General features: G+C 46.4%; 13 protein-coding genes. 7 read left to right on the forward strand and 6 right to left on the reverse strand.

Annotated features, from left to right (window positions below; all coding sequences use genetic code 11):
- The first annotated feature begins 15 nt into the window (after window positions 1-15).
- The 5 genes from ACQW03_RS21185 (at window position 16) to ACQW03_RS21205 (ending at window position 7,006) form a co-directional block, all read left to right on the forward strand.
- Window positions 16-1,698: a sugar ABC transporter gene (locus tag ACQW03_RS21185; protein ID WP_441951601.1), complete on the forward strand. Its 1,683-nt coding sequence runs from the start codon at window positions 16-18 to the stop codon at window positions 1,696-1,698.
- A gap of 243 nt (window positions 1,699-1,941) precedes the next feature.
- Window positions 1,942-2,832, forward strand: coding sequence for an ABC transporter permease (locus tag ACQW03_RS21190; RefSeq protein WP_025718416.1), 891 nt, complete (start codon window positions 1,942-1,944; stop codon window positions 2,830-2,832).
- Window positions 2,833-2,859: 27 nt separating this feature from the next.
- Entirely contained in the window at window positions 2,860-3,738 is an 879-nt protein-coding gene (locus ACQW03_RS21195) for a carbohydrate ABC transporter permease (RefSeq protein WP_023989359.1), read from the forward strand.
- Window positions 3,739-3,820: 82 nt separating this feature from the next.
- Window positions 3,821-5,854 carry a beta-galactosidase gene (locus ACQW03_RS21200; protein WP_441952453.1) on the forward strand — a complete coding sequence of 678 codons (2,034 nt, stop codon included), beginning with the start codon at window positions 3,821-3,823 and terminating at the stop codon, window positions 5,852-5,854.
- 102 nt (window positions 5,855-5,956) lie between these two features.
- Window positions 5,957-7,006 carry a glycoside hydrolase family 53 protein gene (locus tag ACQW03_RS21205; RefSeq protein ID WP_071641623.1) on the forward strand — a complete coding sequence of 350 codons (1,050 nt, stop codon included), beginning with the start codon at window positions 5,957-5,959 and terminating at the stop codon, window positions 7,004-7,006.
- Between the two features lie 97 nt (window positions 7,007-7,103).
- Here ACQW03_RS21205 and ACQW03_RS21210 read toward each other — a convergent pair whose 3' ends face one another.
- The 4 genes from ACQW03_RS21210 to ACQW03_RS21225 form a co-directional block, all read right to left on the reverse strand.
- Complete coding sequence (locus ACQW03_RS21210) at window positions 7,104-8,867, reverse strand: methyl-accepting chemotaxis protein (protein ID WP_076292951.1); 1,764 nt, start codon at window positions 8,865-8,867, stop codon at window positions 7,104-7,106.
- A gap of 325 nt (window positions 8,868-9,192) precedes the next feature.
- The gene (locus ACQW03_RS21215; protein WP_025718424.1) at window positions 9,193-10,152 is read right to left on the reverse strand and encodes an AEC family transporter; all 960 of its coding nucleotides are present in this window, start codon (window positions 10,150-10,152) and stop codon (window positions 9,193-9,195) included.
- Between the two features lie 98 nt (window positions 10,153-10,250).
- Entirely contained in the window at window positions 10,251-11,969 is a 1,719-nt protein-coding gene (locus ACQW03_RS21220) for an NAD-dependent malic enzyme (RefSeq protein ID WP_220029839.1), read from the reverse strand.
- Between the two features lie 378 nt (window positions 11,970-12,347).
- Window positions 12,348-13,589 (reverse strand): nitrate/nitrite transporter, encoded by a 1,242-nt coding sequence (locus tag ACQW03_RS21225; protein WP_071641616.1) that lies wholly within the window; start codon window positions 13,587-13,589, stop codon window positions 12,348-12,350.
- Between the two features lie 418 nt (window positions 13,590-14,007).
- Between ACQW03_RS21225 and nirB the strand changes: the two genes are divergently transcribed.
- Together nirB and nasC are read left to right on the forward strand one after the other, a co-directional pair.
- Entirely contained in the window at window positions 14,008-16,182 is a 2,175-nt protein-coding gene (gene nirB, locus ACQW03_RS21230; protein WP_441951606.1) for a nitrite reductase large subunit NirB, read from the forward strand.
- 83 nt (window positions 16,183-16,265) lie between these two features.
- Window positions 16,266-18,446, forward strand: a complete 2,181-nt coding sequence (gene nasC, locus ACQW03_RS21235; protein WP_441951608.1) for an assimilatory nitrate reductase catalytic subunit NasC — start codon at window positions 16,266-16,268, stop codon at window positions 18,444-18,446.
- A 132-nt stretch (window positions 18,447-18,578) separates the two neighbouring features.
- On the opposite strand, the gene ACQW03_RS21240 is transcribed toward nasC, so the two are convergent.
- Window positions 18,579-19,652 carry an anthranilate phosphoribosyltransferase gene (locus ACQW03_RS21240; protein WP_441951610.1) on the reverse strand — a complete coding sequence of 358 codons (1,074 nt, stop codon included), beginning with the start codon at window positions 19,650-19,652 and terminating at the stop codon, window positions 18,579-18,581.
- Window positions 19,653-19,671: 19 nt separating this feature from the next.
- Entirely contained in the window at window positions 19,672-20,274 is a 603-nt protein-coding gene (locus ACQW03_RS21245) for an ANTAR domain-containing response regulator (protein WP_025718435.1), read from the reverse strand.
- Between the last annotated feature and the right edge of the window lie 223 nt (window positions 20,275-20,497).

Here is a 20,497-nt window from a genome sequence, read left to right on the forward strand (position 1 = left end):
TAGAGGGGGAACAATATGCGAGTTCATTCGAAAAAAAAGTTGTTGTCGTTGCTCGCCGCAACTATGGTATTAGGAGTTGGCCTTGTGGGCTGCTCAGGATCGGGAAATGATGGGATTGCGGACAGCGCAGCTAAAACTGAAAACGTATACAAAGAAAAATACAATCCAGAAGTCACAATTTCCACGGTATGGGGTGTAGATCCCGCCTTGAAATTTAAAAATGGTGAATCTATCGAAAATAACATTGCGACAAAATGGGCTAAAGAGAAATTCGGTATTAATATCAAATCACTCTGGTCCGTCACAGATACGAATGGCGCATTTGCTACGAAGCTGCGATTGGCTATGTCCTCCGGTCAGGAGATGCCGGACGTCGTTGTATTGGGGACGGAGAATGAGCAACTGGCACAGGACATGATCGATTCTGGTATGTTTGCAGAGGCTGGTCCGTTGTTTGACAAGTACGCTTCGGATACCTGGAAGCAGGCGATGAATCAAGATACGAACGTATGGAATCAGTATAGCCGAGATGGCAAAAAAATGGGTATTCCTGTGCTTGATTTTGCCTATAACCATGATTATGTATTGTGGGTACGACAAGATTGGTTGGATAAGCTGGGTATGAAGGCTCCAGAGACGATGGATGATCTGGAAAAAGTGATGGATGCCTTTAAAAATAAAAATCCGGACGGACTGGCTCCGAACAAAGTGATTCCGCTCAGCATCGGTTTCAAAACATCCATGAACACTTGGATGGGTGACCCGTCCTGGATTTTCGGGGCATATGGCACTCTACCTCAGCAATGGAACAAAGGCACGAATGGCAGTTTGGAATATGGCTCCGTGCAGCCTGGCATGAAGCCGGGTTTGCAAAAGCTGAGCGAGTGGCTCAAAAAGGGATACATCCCTCAGGAAGCAGCATTGTGGGATGAAAATAAAACGTCAGAACCTACAATCGCAGGCATAGCCGGTATGATTCCTGGGCCATATTGGATGAGCGGCTGGCCGCTTAAGGATACAGTCAAAAATGCGCCGGGTGCCGTATGGAAGCCGATCAAGATTCCAGCGGGTCCTGACAACAAAGCCATGCGTCACGGAACGCAATACACCAATGGTGTTGTACTAATCAACAAACAAATGCAGCATCCTGAAGCTTTTTTCACTTATCAAAATTATTTGTTTGACCATTATGCTAATGCTAAACCGGACGGTGATTTGTCGAATGGGCTGTTTAAGGGCTACGATTATGATTTGGATGCGGGCGGAAAGCTAATGTCTATCGATAAAATACCAGGCGGTTATGTAAACTCTTTTCGTTATTTGCTAGTTCGTGATGGTGCGCGTATACCTGATGCCCAAATGAAGGCTTTATTAAGTTTGGCTAACGGCGCAGAACCCAAGACCCGTCTGGAGAAAGATGTAATGGTGAATTACGGGAAAGATACTCCCGCAGCTGCCAAAGTGCTTATGGAACAAAAGGATATCTCCATGAAAGATCAGTTCACGGGCCCTACTACTCCAACCATGAAGGCTAAAAAGGACTATCTGGATAAGATTGAAAGTCAGACTTTCAATGAAATTATTTATGGCAAGCAGCCGATCTCTGCTTTTGATACCTTTGTACAGACGTGGAAAACAGCTGGTGGCGAACAAATTACAAATGAAGTAAACGAATGGTATAAAAGCGTCGAAAAGTAAAATCATGATGTTGTAATAGACTAGGAGGGCTGTCCCAAGGTGGACAGCCTTTTTACTACAGCTTTATCAGGATTGAGTGGAAATGAATGCGCTATTATGATGTGTGTGAAAAAAGTTTCATTCGTTTGGCGTGCTTAAAAAATGATTGCTTTTGTGCCATGTATGTTGGTTTTTTGAACTGTTGGGACAGCGAAAACGCTTTTATAATTGAAGTATACCATGAGAGTTACAGGAGGAACTGCAATGAGAAGTCTGCAACGTACGTGGCCATTTCATATCATGCTGCTGCCAGCCATCATTTTCTTAATTGTATTCAGCTACATTCCGATGGGCGGCATCGTGATGGCCTTTCAAAATTACAAACCTTGGCTAGGCATAACTGGTTCCGAGTGGGTTGGACTGGATAACTTCCGCTTTTTGTTTCAACGGGAGGACAGTCTTCAAGTTGTCTGGAATACACTAATTATTGCTGTGTTAAAGATGTTTTTCAATCTGGTGGTTCCGTTTGTTTTTGCTATACTGCTGAATGAAATTCGCAAGGTCGGCCTTCAGCGATCCATTCAGACACTGGTTTATCTGCCACACTTTCTTTCGTGGGTCATCTTGGGCGGAATTCTGATTGACCTGTTGGCTACAGATGGATTTATGAATCGTATTCTCGGTAGTTTCGGGATTCAGCCTATCTTTTTTCTGGGAGAAAATAACTGGTTTAGGTTTACTGTCATTGTATCGGATATATGGAAGGAGTTCGGATACAACACCATCGTATTTCTTGCTGCACTGGCGGGTATTAATCCTTCGTTGTATGAGGCTTCTGAAATGGATGGAGCGAGCCGCTGGAGACAGACGCTGCACATCACGGTACCTTCGTTAATTCCGATGGTAGTTGTTGTTGGAACACTTGCACTTGGCAATGTACTGAATGCCGGTTTTGACCAGATTTTCAACCTTTATAATCCGCTGGTTTACCAAAAAGGCGATATTATTGATACATTCGTCTACCGGACAGCGTTAATCAATGGGGAAATGGGCTTTGCCACCGCAATCGGCTTGTTCAAATCCGTTATTAGTATGATTCTCATTCTGATATCTTATCGACTTGCTTACAAATGGGCAGGTTATCGCATATTTTGATTCCACGAGGCTGAAAGAGGGAGAGTCATGTATCATAAAACAACGCCATATCGCATCTTCAATGTGTTCAACATTTGCTTGCTTGTGATTTTGTCCATCATGTGTATCGTTCCGCTGATTCATGTGTTGGCGGTATCATTTAGTGCTAAATCAGCAGCAGATGCCAATCTGGTTGGACTGTGGCCGGTGCAATTTTCATTAGAAGCCTATAAGAAGACGATGAATAACCCGATTTTTCTGCACTCCATCTGGATTTCTGTCTGTCGGACTGTATTGGGAACCGGCTTGACACTGCTTATTACCTTTTTAGCTGCTTATCCACTTTCAAAGGAAACATCTGTGTTCCGTAGCAGAAACGTATATTCATGGTTGTTCGTATTCAGCATGATTTTTAACGGTGGTCTGGTTCCATTCTATATGGTTATTCAAAAGATCCATCTTATGGACAGCTTCTGGGTACTTGTTTTGCCAGGAGCGGTCAACACATTTCTGGTCATCCTTATGTTGAACTTTTTTAGAGGAATTCCTAAAGAGATGGAAGAGGCCGCATTGATCGACGGAGCAGGACATTTTCGGACATTGTTTAGTATCTTTTTACCGATATCCCTGCCTTCCATTGCCACGATTGCGCTGTTTAGTATGGTATTTCATTGGAACTCCTGGTTTGACGGTCTGCTCTATTTGAGCAATGCAAAGGACTATCCGCTGGCGACGTTCCTGCAAACTGTAATTATTCAGAAGGACATGAGTTCCATGAGCATGAGTCCCAAAGAGATGGAATTACTTTCTCAAACGACCGTTAATGCTGCGCAAATTTTCATTGGTGCAGCGCCTATTCTCATTGTATATCCATTTTTACAAAAGTATTTTGTTAAAGGTATGACGTTAGGTTCCGTCAAAGAGTAACAGAATTAATAGAAGGAGATGATTTGTAGTGACGAAGCAACACATAATCAAGTACCCTCCCATTAGTGAGCGAGTTCCACGTATGCTGCATGGAGCGGACTATAACCCGGAGCAATGGCAGCATTATCCTGAGGTGTTAGCGGAGGATATCCGTCTAATGAAACTAGCCAAATGCAACGTGATGTCTGTCGGCATTTTCTCATGGGTTTCATTGGAGCCTGAGGAAGGTGTATTTACGTTTGATTGGCTGGATCGTATTCTGGATTCGTTTGCTGAGAACGGAATCTATGCATTTTTGGCCACTCCTAGTGGAGCAAGACCAGCCTGGATGTCACAAAAATATCCTGAGGTGCTGCGTGTGGAGGCTAACCGTGTCCGTAACCTGCATGGGTTTCGCCATAATCACTGTGCTACATCGCCTGTTTACCGGGAAAAAGTACGTATCATGAACACGAAGCTAGCCGAGCGTTATGCTAACCATCCTGCTGTGATTGGCTGGCATATTTCCAATGAATTTGGTGGAGATTGCCACTGTGATTATTGTCAGGAGGCATTTCGTGCTTGGGTCAAGGATAAATACGGTACGCTGGACAAGCTTAATCACGCATGGTGGACGACCTTTTGGAGTCATACGATTACGGATTGGAGTCAAGTTGAGTCCCCGGCACCTCACGGTGAAACACAGGTCCATGCCCTGAATTTGGACTGGAGACGGTTTGTGACCGATCAGACGGCAGATTTTATCAAACATGAGATTGTGCCGCTCAAGGCTGCAAATCCAGCAATTCCGGTCACAACCAATTTAATGGAGTTTTTTGAAGGGTTGAATTACTGGAAGTTTGCTGATCTGCTCGATGTTATATCCTGGGATAGTTACCCAACGTGGCATGACCGTGAGGGAGATGATAGCCGTCAGGCTGCTAAAGTGGCCATGATGCACGATATTATTCGTTCAATCAAGGGAGGCAAGCCTTGGATGCTCATGGAGAGTACACCGAGTTTGACGAACTGGCAAGACGTAAGCAAGCTGAAGCGACCAGGAATGCATCTGCTATCGTCTTTACAGGCTGTGGCACACGGGTCAGACACCGTTCAATATTTTCAGTGGCGGAAAAGCCGCGGTTCGAGTGAAAAGCTGCATGGTGCGGTTGTCGATCATGTCGGACATGAGCACACCCGTGTATTTGGAGATGTGACAGAGGTCGGCAATGCGCTGGAAAAACTGGAGGAGGTTATCGGTACATCGGTACCGGCGGAGGCCGCAGTCATTTTTGACTGGGAGAACCGTTGGGGAATCAACGATTCACAGGGACCACGCAACAAAGGTGTGAAATATGAAGAGACAGCTGAAGCGCATTATTTGGCACTTTGGGAGCAGGGTGTACCTGTAGATGTCATTCATATGGATGCAGATTTCTCCAAATACAAACTTTTGGTAGCTCCGATGTTGTATATGGTCCGCAGCGGTGTGGGGGAGCGTATACAGAAGTTTGTTGAAAACGGTGGCGTTTTCGTAGCAACCTATTGGTCTGGTATCGTAGATGAACATGATTTGTGCTTCCTTGGAGGCTTTCCGGGGCCGCTTCGTAAGACGCTGGGGATCTGGTCGGAAGAGATTGACGGGTTGCATGATCATGACCGTAATCACATTTTGCCGGTTGAAGGCAATGAGCTGGATCTGCAAGGGGAGTATGAAGCTGTAGAATTGTGTGATCTCATTCATACGGAGGGTGCAGAGGTACTGGCTGTGTACGGCTCAGACTTTTATGCAGGACGCCCGGCTTTGACGGTGAACCGTTTGGGAGAGGGAAAGGCTTATTACATCGCATCACGCAACACCGGACTGTTTCACAGTCATTTTTACAGAAGTTTAATTGATGATGCAGGAATCAGTAAAGCGCTCAATGTGAAGTTGCCTCATGGAGTGAATACGGGGATTCGTACCGATGGGGTTCATGATTATATTTTTATACTGAATTTCACGCATGAGTCGCAAAAGATTACGTTGGATGGACGAACTTATGCGGATATGCTTGAAAATCATGCGATAGAAGATGGTAGCGTTCAATTGGATGCCTACACTGTTAAGGTTTTAAAGACAGAGCGCAATAAATAGAACATGATATTAAAGTGTGGTCTCTGTCGTTTTCCCGAGTGAGGGAAATGGTAGATGGGTCAGAGGCAATGAGCAGTATACAATTCGGATGGGAGATGACTTATGAAAACAGGTAACCGCACGATGGTATTTGCGATGTTGATCTTGCTGTCCAGCTTATTGTATCCGTTCGGCTCTGTAGGGTTGGGTGCGGCTTCGGCCGCCCCTGCTTTCGCCAAAGGAGCAGATATAAGCTGGGTAGCAGGAATGGAAGCGCAAGGTATGACTTGGAAGGATAAAAAGGGTGTTCGTCGAGATATACTGCAAATTTTGCGAGATGACTATCAGATCAACTCGGTACGTATCCGTGTGTGGGTAAACCCTGACATGAAAGATTATGCAAGCGGATACATGAATGCCGAAAAGGCAGCAGAACTGGCGCAGCGAGCTAAAAAATTGGGTATGAGCGTGATGCTGACTCTACATTATAGTGATTCCTGGGCAGATCCAGGGCAACAGAACAAACCTTATGCGTGGCGCAATTTCACTTTTACACAACTCATGGATGCAGTCTGGTCTCATACGGTCTATGTTATGAACACGATGAAAAGCAAGGGGGTAACACCGGACTGGGTGCAGATCGGTAATGAGACGAACAACGGAATGCTCTGGGAAGACGGCAAAGCTTCGGTGAACATGAAAAACTATGCCTGGCTCGTTAATACAGGTAATAATGCTGTAAAATCGGTAAGCAGCAGTACTAAAACGATAGTACATTTAGCCAACGGGGATAACGGTTCCGTGTTGAACTGGAATATCGGCGGGCTGATTGATAATGGAGCTCAGTTTGATCTCATCGGGCTGTCTCTGTATCCGTCTCCTTCTGACTGGCAGGGCAAGGTGGATCAGACGATTACCAATGCCAATAACCTCATTGCAAAATACGGCAAAGGCATTGTCATCAGTGAAATCGGGATGGAATATAATGAACCAGCAGCTTCCAAGGCATTTATTTCTGCAATCAAAACGAAGGTTCGGAACATCGGAGGCAAAGGCACAGGGGTATTTTATTGGGAGCCGGCTGCAACTCCAGGTTACAATCAAGGTTATAACAAAGGTGCTTGGCAGGCTGACGGTAAGCCAACCTCAGCTTTGGAAGGATTTCTAAACTAAAGAAGTATGTAAGAACATATCAAAGAACCTCTAGTTCGCATTCTATGCAGACTAGAGGTTCTTTATTGTTATCTAGAGTTACTTGAAGGCTATAGGATTAGGCTTCCCGGTTCACCTTGAAGAACGAAATGAGCTCTTCCAGCTCCCCGGACATCAATGTAAGCTTGTCAGAAGCTTGGACAATAGAAGCCATAGACTCAGCCTGTTCTCCAATGGTATGCTCGATTTGTTTGCTGCTGCCGACTGTTTTGCTAACTGTCGAAGACAGCTCTTCAGAGGTAGCTGACATTTCCTGTGTGCTGGCCGAGATCTGCTCCGTTGCGCTGGATACTTCCTGAATTTGTGACGACACTTTATTAGACGCATCTAAAATTTCAGAAAACATTTCGCCTGTCTGCTTCGTGACTTCCAGCCCAATGTGAACTTCTTTTGTACCAAGGCTGATGCCTTTTACAGTCTGCTCAATTTCTCTTTGGATTTCTTCAATGAGCTCTGCAATTTGTTTAGCAGACTCTTGAGACTGCTCAGCCAAATTACGCACTTCTCCCGCTACGACTGCAAAACCTTTGCCCTCTTCACCGACTCTGGCAGCTTCGATAGAAGCGTTCAGTGCAAGCAGATTCGTTTGACTGGCAATGCCTGTAATGATACTGACGATATTACTGATTTCGTTAGAACGGTTCTGCAGCGCATTAACGGAATCAGCTGTACTTTCCATTGTAGTGGAGATGGAGTCCATTTGAGCGGAAAGCTTTTGGGCTACCTGATTGCCTTCAACGGAGCGTTTTTCCATAGAATAAGCTTGATCGGCTACGGAAGAGGAGCTTTCGGCAATCGTTTGGATAACTGTCGACATTTCATTCATAGATCTGGAGCTTTCAAGTGCTGCGTGATCCTGAGCTTCAAGTCCCTGGGTTATTTCTTGAATATTGCTGTTAATGACGTTCGTATTCGTACTGTTTTTCTCGCTAATGCTTAACAATTCTTGGGCAGATCCCGTAACTTCTTGTGTCGTATCCTGTACTTTCACCATTGTATCGTTAAGGCGTTTGATCATAGAATTGAATTTTTGATTGATAATGCCAAGGTCGTCCTCGCCTGTCTTGATTTTTACATTCAGATTACCCTCGCTGACTTCCTCAATTCCCTTCATCAAGCTACGAATCGGGGATAGGGTCCGTTTTACCAATAAATATTGGATCGTTAAGAAGATTGCAAGGAACAGAATGAGCAATGACACACCATATACAAGCAATTTATGAAGTCCAGTAGGTACAGAGCTCGCGTCTACGTCAAAGTATATCGCACTTGTGATTTTACCGCTTTCATCTGTAATTGGGTAAACAATGGTAGTCCATGTACCATATTCGTCCGAGTAAAAGCTGCTCAATGATGAATTATTGGATTGAAGCATTTCATTTACAGCTTGTGCGTTTTCGTCAGGAAGAGTGTACATATCCCCAATATCCAACTTCGCGTTTTGGAAAGCTTGGACTAAATTTGTGGGAACGCCAATAATGGAAGTTTGATTTCCTTCTGTTAGTTCTGTGCCAAATATGTAAGCTTGGGCAACATTAGGATAAAAGGTGTGGATAGAATCTAGGAATTTGCGTAAATCCTGTTGAGCAGAACCGTTATAATCTTTTTCGCTTAATGCTTGTTGTACTTTTGTTTTGTCAACATCTTCTGCCCATTTTTTAGTCAATACTTTAACTTGGTCTTGCAGCTGCGTGGTGAGGATGTTCTTTTGAAGTATATAGCTGGATGTGATGAGAATAGCACCTATTAATACGATGTTAAGAAAAGAGATTAATAGATTTTTACCAAAAAAGGACATAGTTCTCCACTTCAAGTTTTTCACGTTTTCTTCTCCTTTGAATTAGCAATTTAGTTTCATATACAACCTACCCCATATATATTTCGACAATTTGCTTTCTAAATGTTAGGTATTTATTAAAAGGGAGAGAAGAAGGTTATTCAAAAAGAACGGCGGCCCCCTAGTGAATGAAACGATGGGACCGCCGCTTGTCGGCAAAACTGGATTTTATATTGTTTTTCCAAATAATCTTACTAAATCACTTTATTGTTCAAACAATATTTAAAAAATAAGATAAATCAGAGCGGACGGGTATGCTTTATATCTATAAATACCTGGATTGCATTAAGGGTTCTTAAGTTTCTGTCCCTTATAAAAGAAGTGAAATGAGCAAGGGTAGTGAAATGAGCGATAAGACTGAGCTAATGACAAATGCAGATGCAGCTTCCGTTTCCAGTGTTTCATAACGGGTAGCAATCATAGCGGCCACAGCCGAGCCGGGAAAAGCGACAAGCAGTACAGCTTTGGTTACATCCTCATGGGATAGTCCTATCAGAACAGCAATACCGAGCATAACAATAGGCATCACGATGGCTTTCAGTACAGCGATGCTAAGTGCTTTTGGACTGAACGTAATCTTTTTGATACCAATGGTTACCCCAATGGCAAATAGGGCTGTACCAGCAGTAATATTGCCGATTTGATCAAACATGGATTGCAAAAGTTTCGGAGCGTGGAATCCACATAGAGTCAATACGACACCAAACAAGGGTACGCAGGCAAGCGGCTCGCTGAGTCCATGAAGGACTGATTTCATAGTGACTTTAAATAAGTTGCCTTTAGTACCGTCGGATTCTGTTGTTTTGCGCTGGCCGACCGTTCCCAAAATACTTGCAAGCGGATCAAGAATGGCATTAACGACGATCCCAGTAATCGCAATCGGGATGGCGACTGCCGCACTTCCGAACAAGCTTCCCAGAACCGGAATTCCCATGAATGCAAAAGAAGGCTGTGTTGAATTCAATGCGAACATGGAGGATTCAGTCAGGCCTTTTTTGGCAATTAAGCGATAAACAATGAGCAATACAATATAAAAGCCGATTACACCAAGTAGCAAAGCCACAAGAAAGGGCCACTTTTGAATCAATGTCTCTCTTGGTGTCGTCGTAATACCAATAAACAAGTGTGCAGGTAGAGCAAACTTCGTCACGAGTGTATTTAATCCCTTAGAAGAAGCAGGGTTAAAAGCTTTAAACAATCCTGCGAAATAACCAATTAAAATGACAAAGAAAATAGGAATTAAGATAATAAAAATATGACCTGTAGCCATGATGTCGCCTCCAATGAAGATGTCCGCCAAAAATGGCGGACATCAGTTAAATAATCACTTTGCGTATGCAAGTACAAATTTGATGTTGTCGCTATTTTTTAAACCAGGACCGCTTCCTGACCATATTGTTTGATTGGTTTATATTTGCAGTCCCACATCGCATCTCGAACCGCTTGTGCGATATCGTCCGGTTGATGACGCGCTACTCTATCCTGAACTGCAGCCTTAGCTACAGCCAAGGCTACCGCTTCAGATACTTCTCGTAGCTCGCTGATTTTTGGCAACAGGGAAGCACCAGGCTGTGACAAATCAACCATTTGAGCTACTGCATGGGCAGCTGCTGCAAACATGCTATCTGTTATAATTTTGGATTTCACCACGATTGCGCCAAGACCAAGACCCGGGAACACGAAAGCATTGTTAGATTGCCCAATTTCAAACTTAATATTGTTATAGATCACCGGCTCAAAAGGACTTCCTGTTGCAATGAGGGCTTTTCCTTCGGTCCAGTGGATCAAATCTTGCGGAGTTGCTTCTGCCAGTGGAGTCGGGTTGGACATAGGCATAATAATAGGACGTTCTGTATGCTTGGCCATTTCTTTAACGATTTCCTCACTAAATGCCCCAGTAACACCAGAAGTACCGATCATAATCGTCGGTTTTACGCGGCGAATGACTTCAAGCAGTGAGATTTTGCCATCCTCAGCATGTTCCCAGTCACGGCATTCTGCAACATCACGCACATAAGGGACTTGGAATGGAAAAAGTCCTTCTGTTTCATTGGTAAGCAGGCCGCGGTAATCATAAGCCCAGAAGTTACGTCTTGCTTCTGCTTCTGACAGTCCTTCCAGCATCATGGCTGCGCTAATTTGGTCTGCATTGCCGATTCCAGCAGCTCCTGGGCCAAAAACTAGAACCCGATGCTTGCTCAGTGGGATTCCAGACAATTGAACACCGGACATCACACCTGCGAGTGTAACCGCTCCAGTACCTTGAATATCGTCATTAAAAGTCAAAATACTATCTCCATATTTATTGATAATGTTCCGTGCGTTGACATTGCCGAGATCTTCCCAGTGCAGCAGGGCATTCGGGAAAAAGGAAAGTGCAGCTTGAACATAAGTGTCAATAAATTGGTCATATTGTTCTCCGCGTACACGTTTATGACGATTCCCCATATATAAAGGATCTTCCAATAGCTTCTCGTTGTTTGTACCTGCATCAAGAACAACTGCCAGTACTCGGCTAGGATCTATACCAGCAGCAGCTGTATACACAGCAAGCTTACCAATAGAGATATTAATACCTCCGACTCCCCAGTCCCCAATTCCCAAAATACTCTCGGAATCTGTGGCTACGATCAGGTCGATATCATCAGGGCCTAGGTTCAAATTCTTAAAAGCCTCTTCAACACCCGCCAGATTATCAATAGATAAATACATACCGCCTGGCTTGTGATATTCATGACTGTATTCCTGTATAGCCTGGCCTACTGTTGGTGTATAAACAATCGGGAGCATTTCGCTTAGGTGCTCAGAGAGCAAACGATAATAAAGGACCGTATTCCGATTAAAAAGATCATTTAACGCAACATTTTTACGCAAATTATCCGGTTGGCTCTGAAATTGCTCGTAAACCCGTTGAACCTGCTCCTCAATAGTTAATATCGTAGGAGGAAGGAGACCGTCAAGTCCAAGCTGTTTCCGTTCTTCCAGGGTAAAAGCCACTCCTTTATTCAGCAGCGGGTTGGCAAGTAGATCTTTTCCGGTTAATTTAGTTTCGATAGATCCGTCTTCCGTAAAATGAAAAGCACGCATTTCCAATTCCTTCTTTCTAAAAAATTACATTTAATTAATCCTTGAACAATTCGTGACAAGTATACGCCTTATTTTAAACCAAGTGAACAAGTATGTTGTGTGAAAAATGGTTATATAAGTGTTTACATAAGAAAAAATATGAAAATGAAAGCGATTTTCAATGTTTTTTGAATGAAAATTTCATTTAATTTTCATAATATTTTCGGAAAATATTGATTTAATGTGATAATTATCATAGTTTTTATAGGTGCGATTCGATTGAGTGCGCATGGAAAATAGCTTAACTTCATTTTATATAAACGAAGTTAAGCTATTTTTTTGGCTATAGGGATGGTTAAGGGACAATTCAATGCTTCGCAGCTCTATGTTTAATGAACATCAGGCATTTAATTCTCCGATGCGATTGACGGCTTCATCAGTAACTGTAGCAGAGCGTCGCATCCAGCTGTTACGCCATTTCAATTGCATTATGATGACGAGGGTAAAGGCACAGAACGTGATTAGGCTCAGAGAGATGAAGCCTGGCATATAGGAACCCGTTAATTTGTACAGATGACCCAGTATAAGGGGAAGAAAGTACCCGCCTATGCCACCAGCAGCGCCGACGATACCGGTCATGAGCCCGATTTCGTTGCCGAACCGCTGCGGAACGAGCTGAAATACGGAGCCGTTGCCAGCGCCAAGGCACATCATGCCTACGAACAGCAGCACAACTACCACGGTAAGTGGCGGTAAAAACGCAATGCCGGCGAGCATAATCCCGGCTCCCGCATACAAGTACATTAACATGCGTGAACCACCAATCCGATCAGACAAAAAGCCACCTACAGGACGAAAGAAGCTTCCGGCAATCACACAAACGGTCGCAAAATCGGCAGCATGTACCGCGGAGAGGCCATATTGGGTATTGAAGAAAATAGTCAAATAATTAGAAAGGCCAACGAATCCACCAAACGTCACGCAGTAAAAGGCACACAATACCCAAGCATCCCTCTGTTTGAGCACCGAAGCATATTGCGACAGACTTTTTGGTGCCGGGCGGTGAGGGCTGTTGCGGGCAAAAATACTGAACAGAATGAAGACGGTTAAGATGGGGAGGATAGCCAATCCGAAAACGGCTTCCCAACTGCCAAAATGTTGAGCAATGCGGTTGGCGAACAAAGTCGCAAGGACGGTACCGCTATTACCAGCACCGGCAATTCCCATAGCCAAGCCTTGATGCTCTTTGGGGTACCATTGACTGGCCAACGGCAGCGCAGCTGCAAATGATGCTCCGGCTACGCCCAGGAGCAGGGCAACAACGTACAAGTGCTCCAGCGAATCAACCCACAGCCAGCCGAGCAAGAGGGGGATTATCGTAACAAGCATACCAATCTGTCCCGTGAGCTTCGGACCGATATAATCCGACATGAATCCGAGCACGAGCCGCAGCAGGGAACCACCGAGTATGGGTAGGGCGACAAGATTGGCTTTTTGTACAGGGTCCATTGGATAATCATTGGCAATTACAACGGCTAACGGTCCGATCATTCCCCATATCATAAAACTGATATCAAAATACAGAAAGGAGCCAAATAGGGTGGGCTTGTGTCCGCTTTTCCAAAAACTTTTTTTGTTCATTCTCCATCTCTCCTGTTCTAATTGTTGTTCTTTGTCTGCAAAATGTAATTTGAACATGAAAAAGCCGCAAATCGCCCCTACATGGTATCTAGGAAACGGTTTGCGGCTTCATTGCCGTGGTTGACACACCTCATTGTGAGTCGACTTGGTATGATCACGTTGGAGTGATTTTAATCAAATTATAAAAAAGGATCTGTTTTATGTCAATATACATAACACAAAATCACAAAAAATTAAATATAAGGTGAAAAATATAGCTTTCATGTATTGAATATTGACATGACATTCACAATTCAGTAATCTTAGATACATATCGGCACAACGATGTGCCGACATTTACGGCAACGGTGCCCTTTTCCATTGAATGGAGAAGGGCTTTTTCTGTCTTATTTTATTCGGAGAATGGGGCTGGTTTAATATGATGAAAAAACTGGTCGTTGTCGGCAACGGTATGGCAGGCATCAAATGTGTGGAGGAAATACTCGATTTGGAGCCAGAGCGGTTCCAAATCACGATATTTGGTGCAGAGCCCCGTCCCGGGTACAACCGAGTGCTCCTGTCCAAAATGCTTCAGGAGGCGAGCTCATTTAAACATATCGTTACCCATGACTGGGACTGGTATGAAGAGAACGGGGTAAAGCTGTACGCGGGTGAACGCGTCTGTCGTATTGATGTTGCAGCCGGGATGGTGGAAACGGAATCCGGCATGAAAGAACCTTATGACATGCTCATATTGGCAACGGGCTCATTGCCTTTCATGCCGCCCATTCCCGGAGCTCGAAAACAGGGAGTAATCGCTTTTCGTGATGTGAATGATTGTGAAACCATGGCGAGATATGCCAAAACATACCGTAAGGCCACGGTTATCGGAGGGGGGCTGTTAGGACTTGAAGCCGCTCAAGGCCTGCTGAATCTAGGGATGGAAACTGAGGTTGTTCATAATGCGCAGTATCTTATGAACCGTCAGATTGACCGGACGGCGGCTGTGCTTCTGCAGCGAAAGCTGGAGCAACAGGGCATGAGGTTTCATTTGGCGAAGGAAACGGTCAACATCATAGGCAGAAACAGAGCGCAAGGATTGATGTTTGCGGACGGGGGCAGGTTGGAAACGGATTTGGTTGTGCTGGCGGTTGGTATCCGACCGAATATCGAATTAGCTCAGGACAGCGGTCTGACCGTAAACCGTGCCATTGTCGTGGATGATTATATGCGCACGAGTATTCCCGGTATTTATGCCGTCGGCGAATGTGCTGAGCACCGCGGGATTTCATACGGACTAGTGGCGCCGCTATATGAGCAGGGCAAAGTGCTGGCAAAAGTTATTTGTGGTCGTGAAACGGCTCCCTATGAAGGGACGGTTCCGTATGCGCAGCTCAAGGTAGCGGGGATCCATGTGTTTTCCGCAGGAGACATTCGTGATGAGGGAAACGAGACAGCAGTCATGGAATATAACGGGATGCTGGAAGTTTATAAAAAAGTGATGATGCACGGCGGTGCTGTCACTGGCGCCATTTTGTTCGGAGATACGGCGGAAAGCACCTCGCTCCTAGCAATGGTACGGCGCGGCGCGCACGCTACAGAGCTTACATCCCGGGATAACGGCGGAAGCAAAGCGGAGGATGCGGCAGCCGCACTGCCGGAAGAGGAAACGGTGTGTGCGTGCAACGGCGTGAGTAAGGGGGCTATTTTGCGAGCGATTGCCACGGATAAGCTGAAGACGGTGGAAGAGGTGAAGAGCCGGACCAAAGCATCCGGTTCCTGTGGAGGCTGTCGGCCGCTGGTGGCTGCACTGGTCAAAAATAGTTTGTCCCGATCGACAGTTTCCGGGCCTGTAGTTACTCCGACCTTCCAAGAAGTTATCCCTGTGTGTGGATGTACGCATTACGATCATGATTCGCTTAAAACTGCTATGGTGGAGGCAGTCTGTCAGACTCCAGATGAAGTAGTGTCCCGTCTCGGTTGGACTAGACAGCAGGGGTGTGAATTATGTCGTCCGGCTGTACTTTATTACTTAGAATCCCTTGGGTTGCGCGACAGATCTGCGACAAATCCATTAGGGGCTGGCGTTGCGGTTCAGGTCATACCGCAGTACGGAGGAGAAGCGCCCTCTGCGGGTCTGCGCTTTACGAACCTAAATGCCGAGAATCGGGCTTTTGTTGAGTCGAACCTGATGGATCAGGCATTTGTAGAAGTAGCCTGGCTCAGAGAACGGTTGGCAACTTTATGGGGAAGTCTCGCATTGCCCGCGTTGGTTACAGTTGCTATTTGTCCTGGATCGGCGTATCCCGGAGGTGTACTTGTCCACGATATTGGAATATCCCGATCTCCAGCAGGCTGGGAGGTTTATGCCGGTGGCCATGCAGAGCATCCGGTTCGTCAGGGGCAACTGCTTGGATTGGAGGAAGACCCGGCAGAAGCGGTCCTGCTGGTTGCAGCCTGCTTGCAAATATACCGACATAGTGCCCAGTATGGGGAAAAAATGTGGGAGTGGATTGAAAGGACTGGCGTTCTGGCATTACGGGAAAGTGTGCTTGATGCTGCTCTTCGAAGTGAACTGGCGGGCAGCCTACGGACCACAATGCTGACAGGATGACGGGTTGAGTTGGAGTTGTGGCGATATATCTGGCGTGTGCAGACAATAAAATTTCGAAAAATGGCGAAGGGGAGGTGACTTTGATGTGTCAGTCAGGAGAAAGCAAACCGGAAGCTGGGCTACATGTAGCGTCAGTAATGGATACGCAGTGCCCGTTTTGCAGTGTGCAATGTAAGATGACCGTTAGCACGGGCACAGAGACACTCGCAGGTATCATCCGTACAGTGTATAAGGCGGAAGGAAAACCTAATGCAGCCTCGCAGGGTAGGCTGTGCATCAAGGGGATGAATGCGCATCAGCATGCGACTCATGCGGAAAGGCTGGTACAGCCTCTCATACGCAAAGAGGGCAAACTTGTTCCCGTCAAGTGGGAGGAGGCATTGGATACTATAGCTAGCAGTTTCTCTACGCTACTGTCTACACAGGGTGCCGATACAATCGGAATTTACGGTGGAGGTTCACTCTCCAATGAAACGGCTTATTTACTCGGCAAATTTGCAAGAGTGGCTGTAGGTACGCGATATATCGATTATAACGGGCGCTTCTGCATGTCGGCAGCGGCATCCGCTGGCAGTAAAGTGTTTGGCGTTGATCGCGGACTGACCTGCAGACTGGCTGATATTCCATTAGCTCGTTGTATTGTACTCGCAGGTACAAATATCGCAGAATGCCAGCCGACGTTAATGCCTTATTTTCACGAGGCGAAGGAAAACGGCGCGTTTATCATCGTGATTGACCCGCGCGCGACACCAACGGCGGCGGCCGCCGATTTGCACCTGCAAATCAAGCCAGGTACGGATGCTGTGCTGGCCAATGCCTTGCTAAAGGTCATCGTGGACGAAGGATTTGCGAATGAAGAGTTTATCCGCAAGCGCACCAACGGCTATGACCAGCTGTTGACTCATTTGAAAGGTGTAGATCTGAGCGAATCGGCTGCGTTGTGCGGAATTGAGGTAGAAATGATCCGGCAGGCAGCACGTACCTTTGGCGGTGCGGAGACCGGCATCGTTTTTACGGCCAGAGGTGTCGAACAGCAGACAGATGGACATATGGCGGTGCGTGCATTTCTTAATCTGGTGCTGGCCACTGGCAAGATTGGAAGGGAAGGGTGCGGTTATGGAGCTATTACAGGTCAGGGAAACGGGCAAGGGGGGCGAGAGCACGGTCAAAAGGCTGACCAGCTTCCTGGTTACAGATCAATTGAGAATGAAGAGGATCGAGCCTATGTGGCGTCCGTGTGGGGAGTAAAACCAAGCAGTTTGCCGGGTAAGGGAGTGTCCGCCTATGAAATGATGGAGCTTGTCCATCAGAGAGAAATCCAAGCTTTGTTTGTGATGGGCTCTAATCCTGTTGTATCTAATCCGAATGTCCGGCTGGTGGAGGAAGCCCTCAAAAAGCTGAATCTGCTGGTTGTGGCGGATATGTTTCTCACTGAAACCGCGCGGATGGCCGACGTTGTTTTGCCTGTGACGTCTTATTTGGAGAATACGGGGACGATGACCAATCTGGAGGGCCGCGTTCTGCTACGGGAAGCGGTGAGGCCCGCGCCGGGCGAGGCTAGAGATGACTGGAGCATTTTGTGTCAGGTGGCTGCAAGGCTGAACAAGGGTATCTACTTTTCGTACAGGGATGCCGAGCATATTTTTGAAGAACTGCGGCTTGCCAGCCGGGGCGGTCCTGCTGATTATTACGGGATCACATACGACAGGCTACGTCGTGAAGAAGGAGTATATTGGCCATGCCCGTCTACGGATAGAGCAGGTATGGATACGATGTTTCGGGAAACCTTTGCCCATTCCGATCAAAAGGCTGTTTTTACGGTGGCTGAAAGCTGTGGAGCAGGAGAGGAGATATCAGAGGAGTACCCGCTTATTTTGACGAACGGCCGCGTGCTGGCTCACTATTTGACCGGTGCACAAACGCGTAGAAGTCCGTCGCTGGCCGCACGAGAGATTGAAAATTATGTGGAGATTCATCCGCGGACAGCGCGACGCTGGCACATCAGGGACGGGGAGTGGGTAGAAATAGCATCACAGCGCGGTAGCTTCACTGTCCGCAGCCGGATCAGATCACATATCCGCGAAGATACGCTCTTTGTGCCCATGCATTGGGGTGGGATACAAAATGTAAATCGGGCGACCCGCCCCGATCTTGATCCGTTCTGCCGGATGCCTGGCTTCAAAACGGCTGCTGTGTGCGTCCGTCCCCTTCACCTGGCTGTAACGGCAACCAGTGCAGTCAACGGGGAGTGGTCTGAATTCTAGAGCAGGACTGAATAAGCGGCTTTTACTTTGCATAAAAGGCCAGCCCCCTTTGTATGAGTGAGGAAGCTGGCCTTTTTGGGTTGGGCAGTTTAGTTTAGGGCCCACAATCGCTAGACTGCGTAACGCCAATAATTATAAATGCAATCGGGTTTCGGATCTGCTTGCTCCTGTTTTTATTTCTGTTCTGAGCATAGCTTCCCGCCATTGTTTATACAAATCCCAGGCGTCCCCGTTTTCTAGCAGCGGTTTGCAGGTGTACAAACCTTCCTCTATGGAGTCGACTCGCCCTGCAACGAACAGTCGGACCGCACTGTTGAGTAACACCTGATTCGAAAAGGCTATAGAAGCTGTGCCTTGTAGCACTTCCTCCGTAATGCGTAGTTGTTCAGCGGGGGTCCAGTTATGCTCGGGTACCACCGAATCCAGCCCGTACATTTCCGGATCGATAACCTGTAGTGATACCTCGTCGTTAGCAAGCAGGTAAGTCCGGGTCGGCCGATCGATGAACAGATCCTCCGATCCTTCGCTCCCCTGGACGATCAGAGCCCTGCGGTAATTCAGATTTTGCATGAGTTTCGCCGTCTTCTCGAACACAGTATTGTGGAAAACGCCGAATACAATATACGGTGAAGAACCGTAATCAACCAGTTTCTCGGCAGTATTCAGCACTGTGCGAAGCCCCAGTTCTTCGCGAATGGGCCGCATATCTCGCAGGGGCGCGTACCACTGTTCGGAGGCTACGAACAGTACACCAGTCAGCTTCGCGGCATGAATGGCGGTTTCACGTGTCATGTTCCGGGTCGTTACCCCCATTTCCTGCAGTAAAAGCGGGAGCGTAACACCCCATTTAGGAGGGAGAGGTGCACTGCCATGCATCGTTACAGGAATCCCGCATGAGGCGAGTAGAAAGGCCGTTGCGAAGGTGGCGATAAATGAAGACTTCCTGCCATCGTACGGACCAGCGAAATCAATACCTTCCTGCATCGAAAAGCGATGGGTGTATTTACGGCAGATGTTTACGAATGCTTCCAGCTCGGCAACACTCTCCATTTTAATGCGCTCCGCGGCAAAGAAAGCTCCGATTTGAGCAGGGGTTGCTGACTGGGTCATAATAAGTTCGGCAGCAGCTTCGGCTTCGGCGTAATTCAGATCCCGGGCGCCCCTTTTGCCGCGACCCACTTCTTTTAATATTTCAATGATATTCATGTTCAGGCCCCCTTCAGATTTATGCTTTTAGCATTTGCTGTGCTTTGACGATGGAGATGGCTACATCAACGATACGTTTGCGTTCGTTCATTGCTTTTTTGCGTAGCACATCATATGCTTCCGCTTCCGGGATACCGTTTACTTCCCCAAGTATTCCTTTCGCCATATCAATCCATTTTCGTTCTTCCAGCCGAGCGGTTAGTTGCTTGCGTTCACTTTGCCAGTGCTGGCGTTCAAAAAAGCGTTTGGCACTAAAATGAAGAGCCCAATTCAGCTCATGGGCTGCCATAGAAGGGGTTAGAATGCCATCGACAGTAACATCAGCTTCACAGGCCTCTGTCGATGATAGCGCTGATTCTGCGCTGCACCACCAGAGCAACGGGACCGCTTTGGCTTGCTCCAGCCTGCCACCCCACATGCTGATAGTGCCGACAGGTATGTTTAGTACTGCCGCGTCTGCATTAAGGATTAGCTGTTTGATTTCAGATTCATTGCGGCAGGGTAGAGTTAGGTATCCGTTGGACTCTAAAAGGTGCTCAGGTCCTGCCTGCCATGAGGAAACGGCGTGTGTCTGCTCAGATACATGGTCAGAATGTAAGTGAATTACCAACAAGGAACGCAAGCGGGCTCCTCCTCTCTGTAACATGAAGGGTAGTTAGCGATGGGGATAGTAATCATTGATAACAAATATGACATAAGATTTTGTCTACCTGCTTATTTTTTTCATCATCATCAAGTTAAAACGGACTTTTAAACCATTTTGGCGTGTTTTGGACTGAAAATCAATCCTAATTTTGTAGGGGAGTGATATTTTATACGTCATAGATATGTTACATGGTGATAAA

Source organism: Paenibacillus sp. DRB1-1 (assembly GCF_052119485.1).
GTDB lineage: Bacteria > Bacillota > Bacilli > Paenibacillales > Paenibacillaceae > Paenibacillus > Paenibacillus polymyxa_B.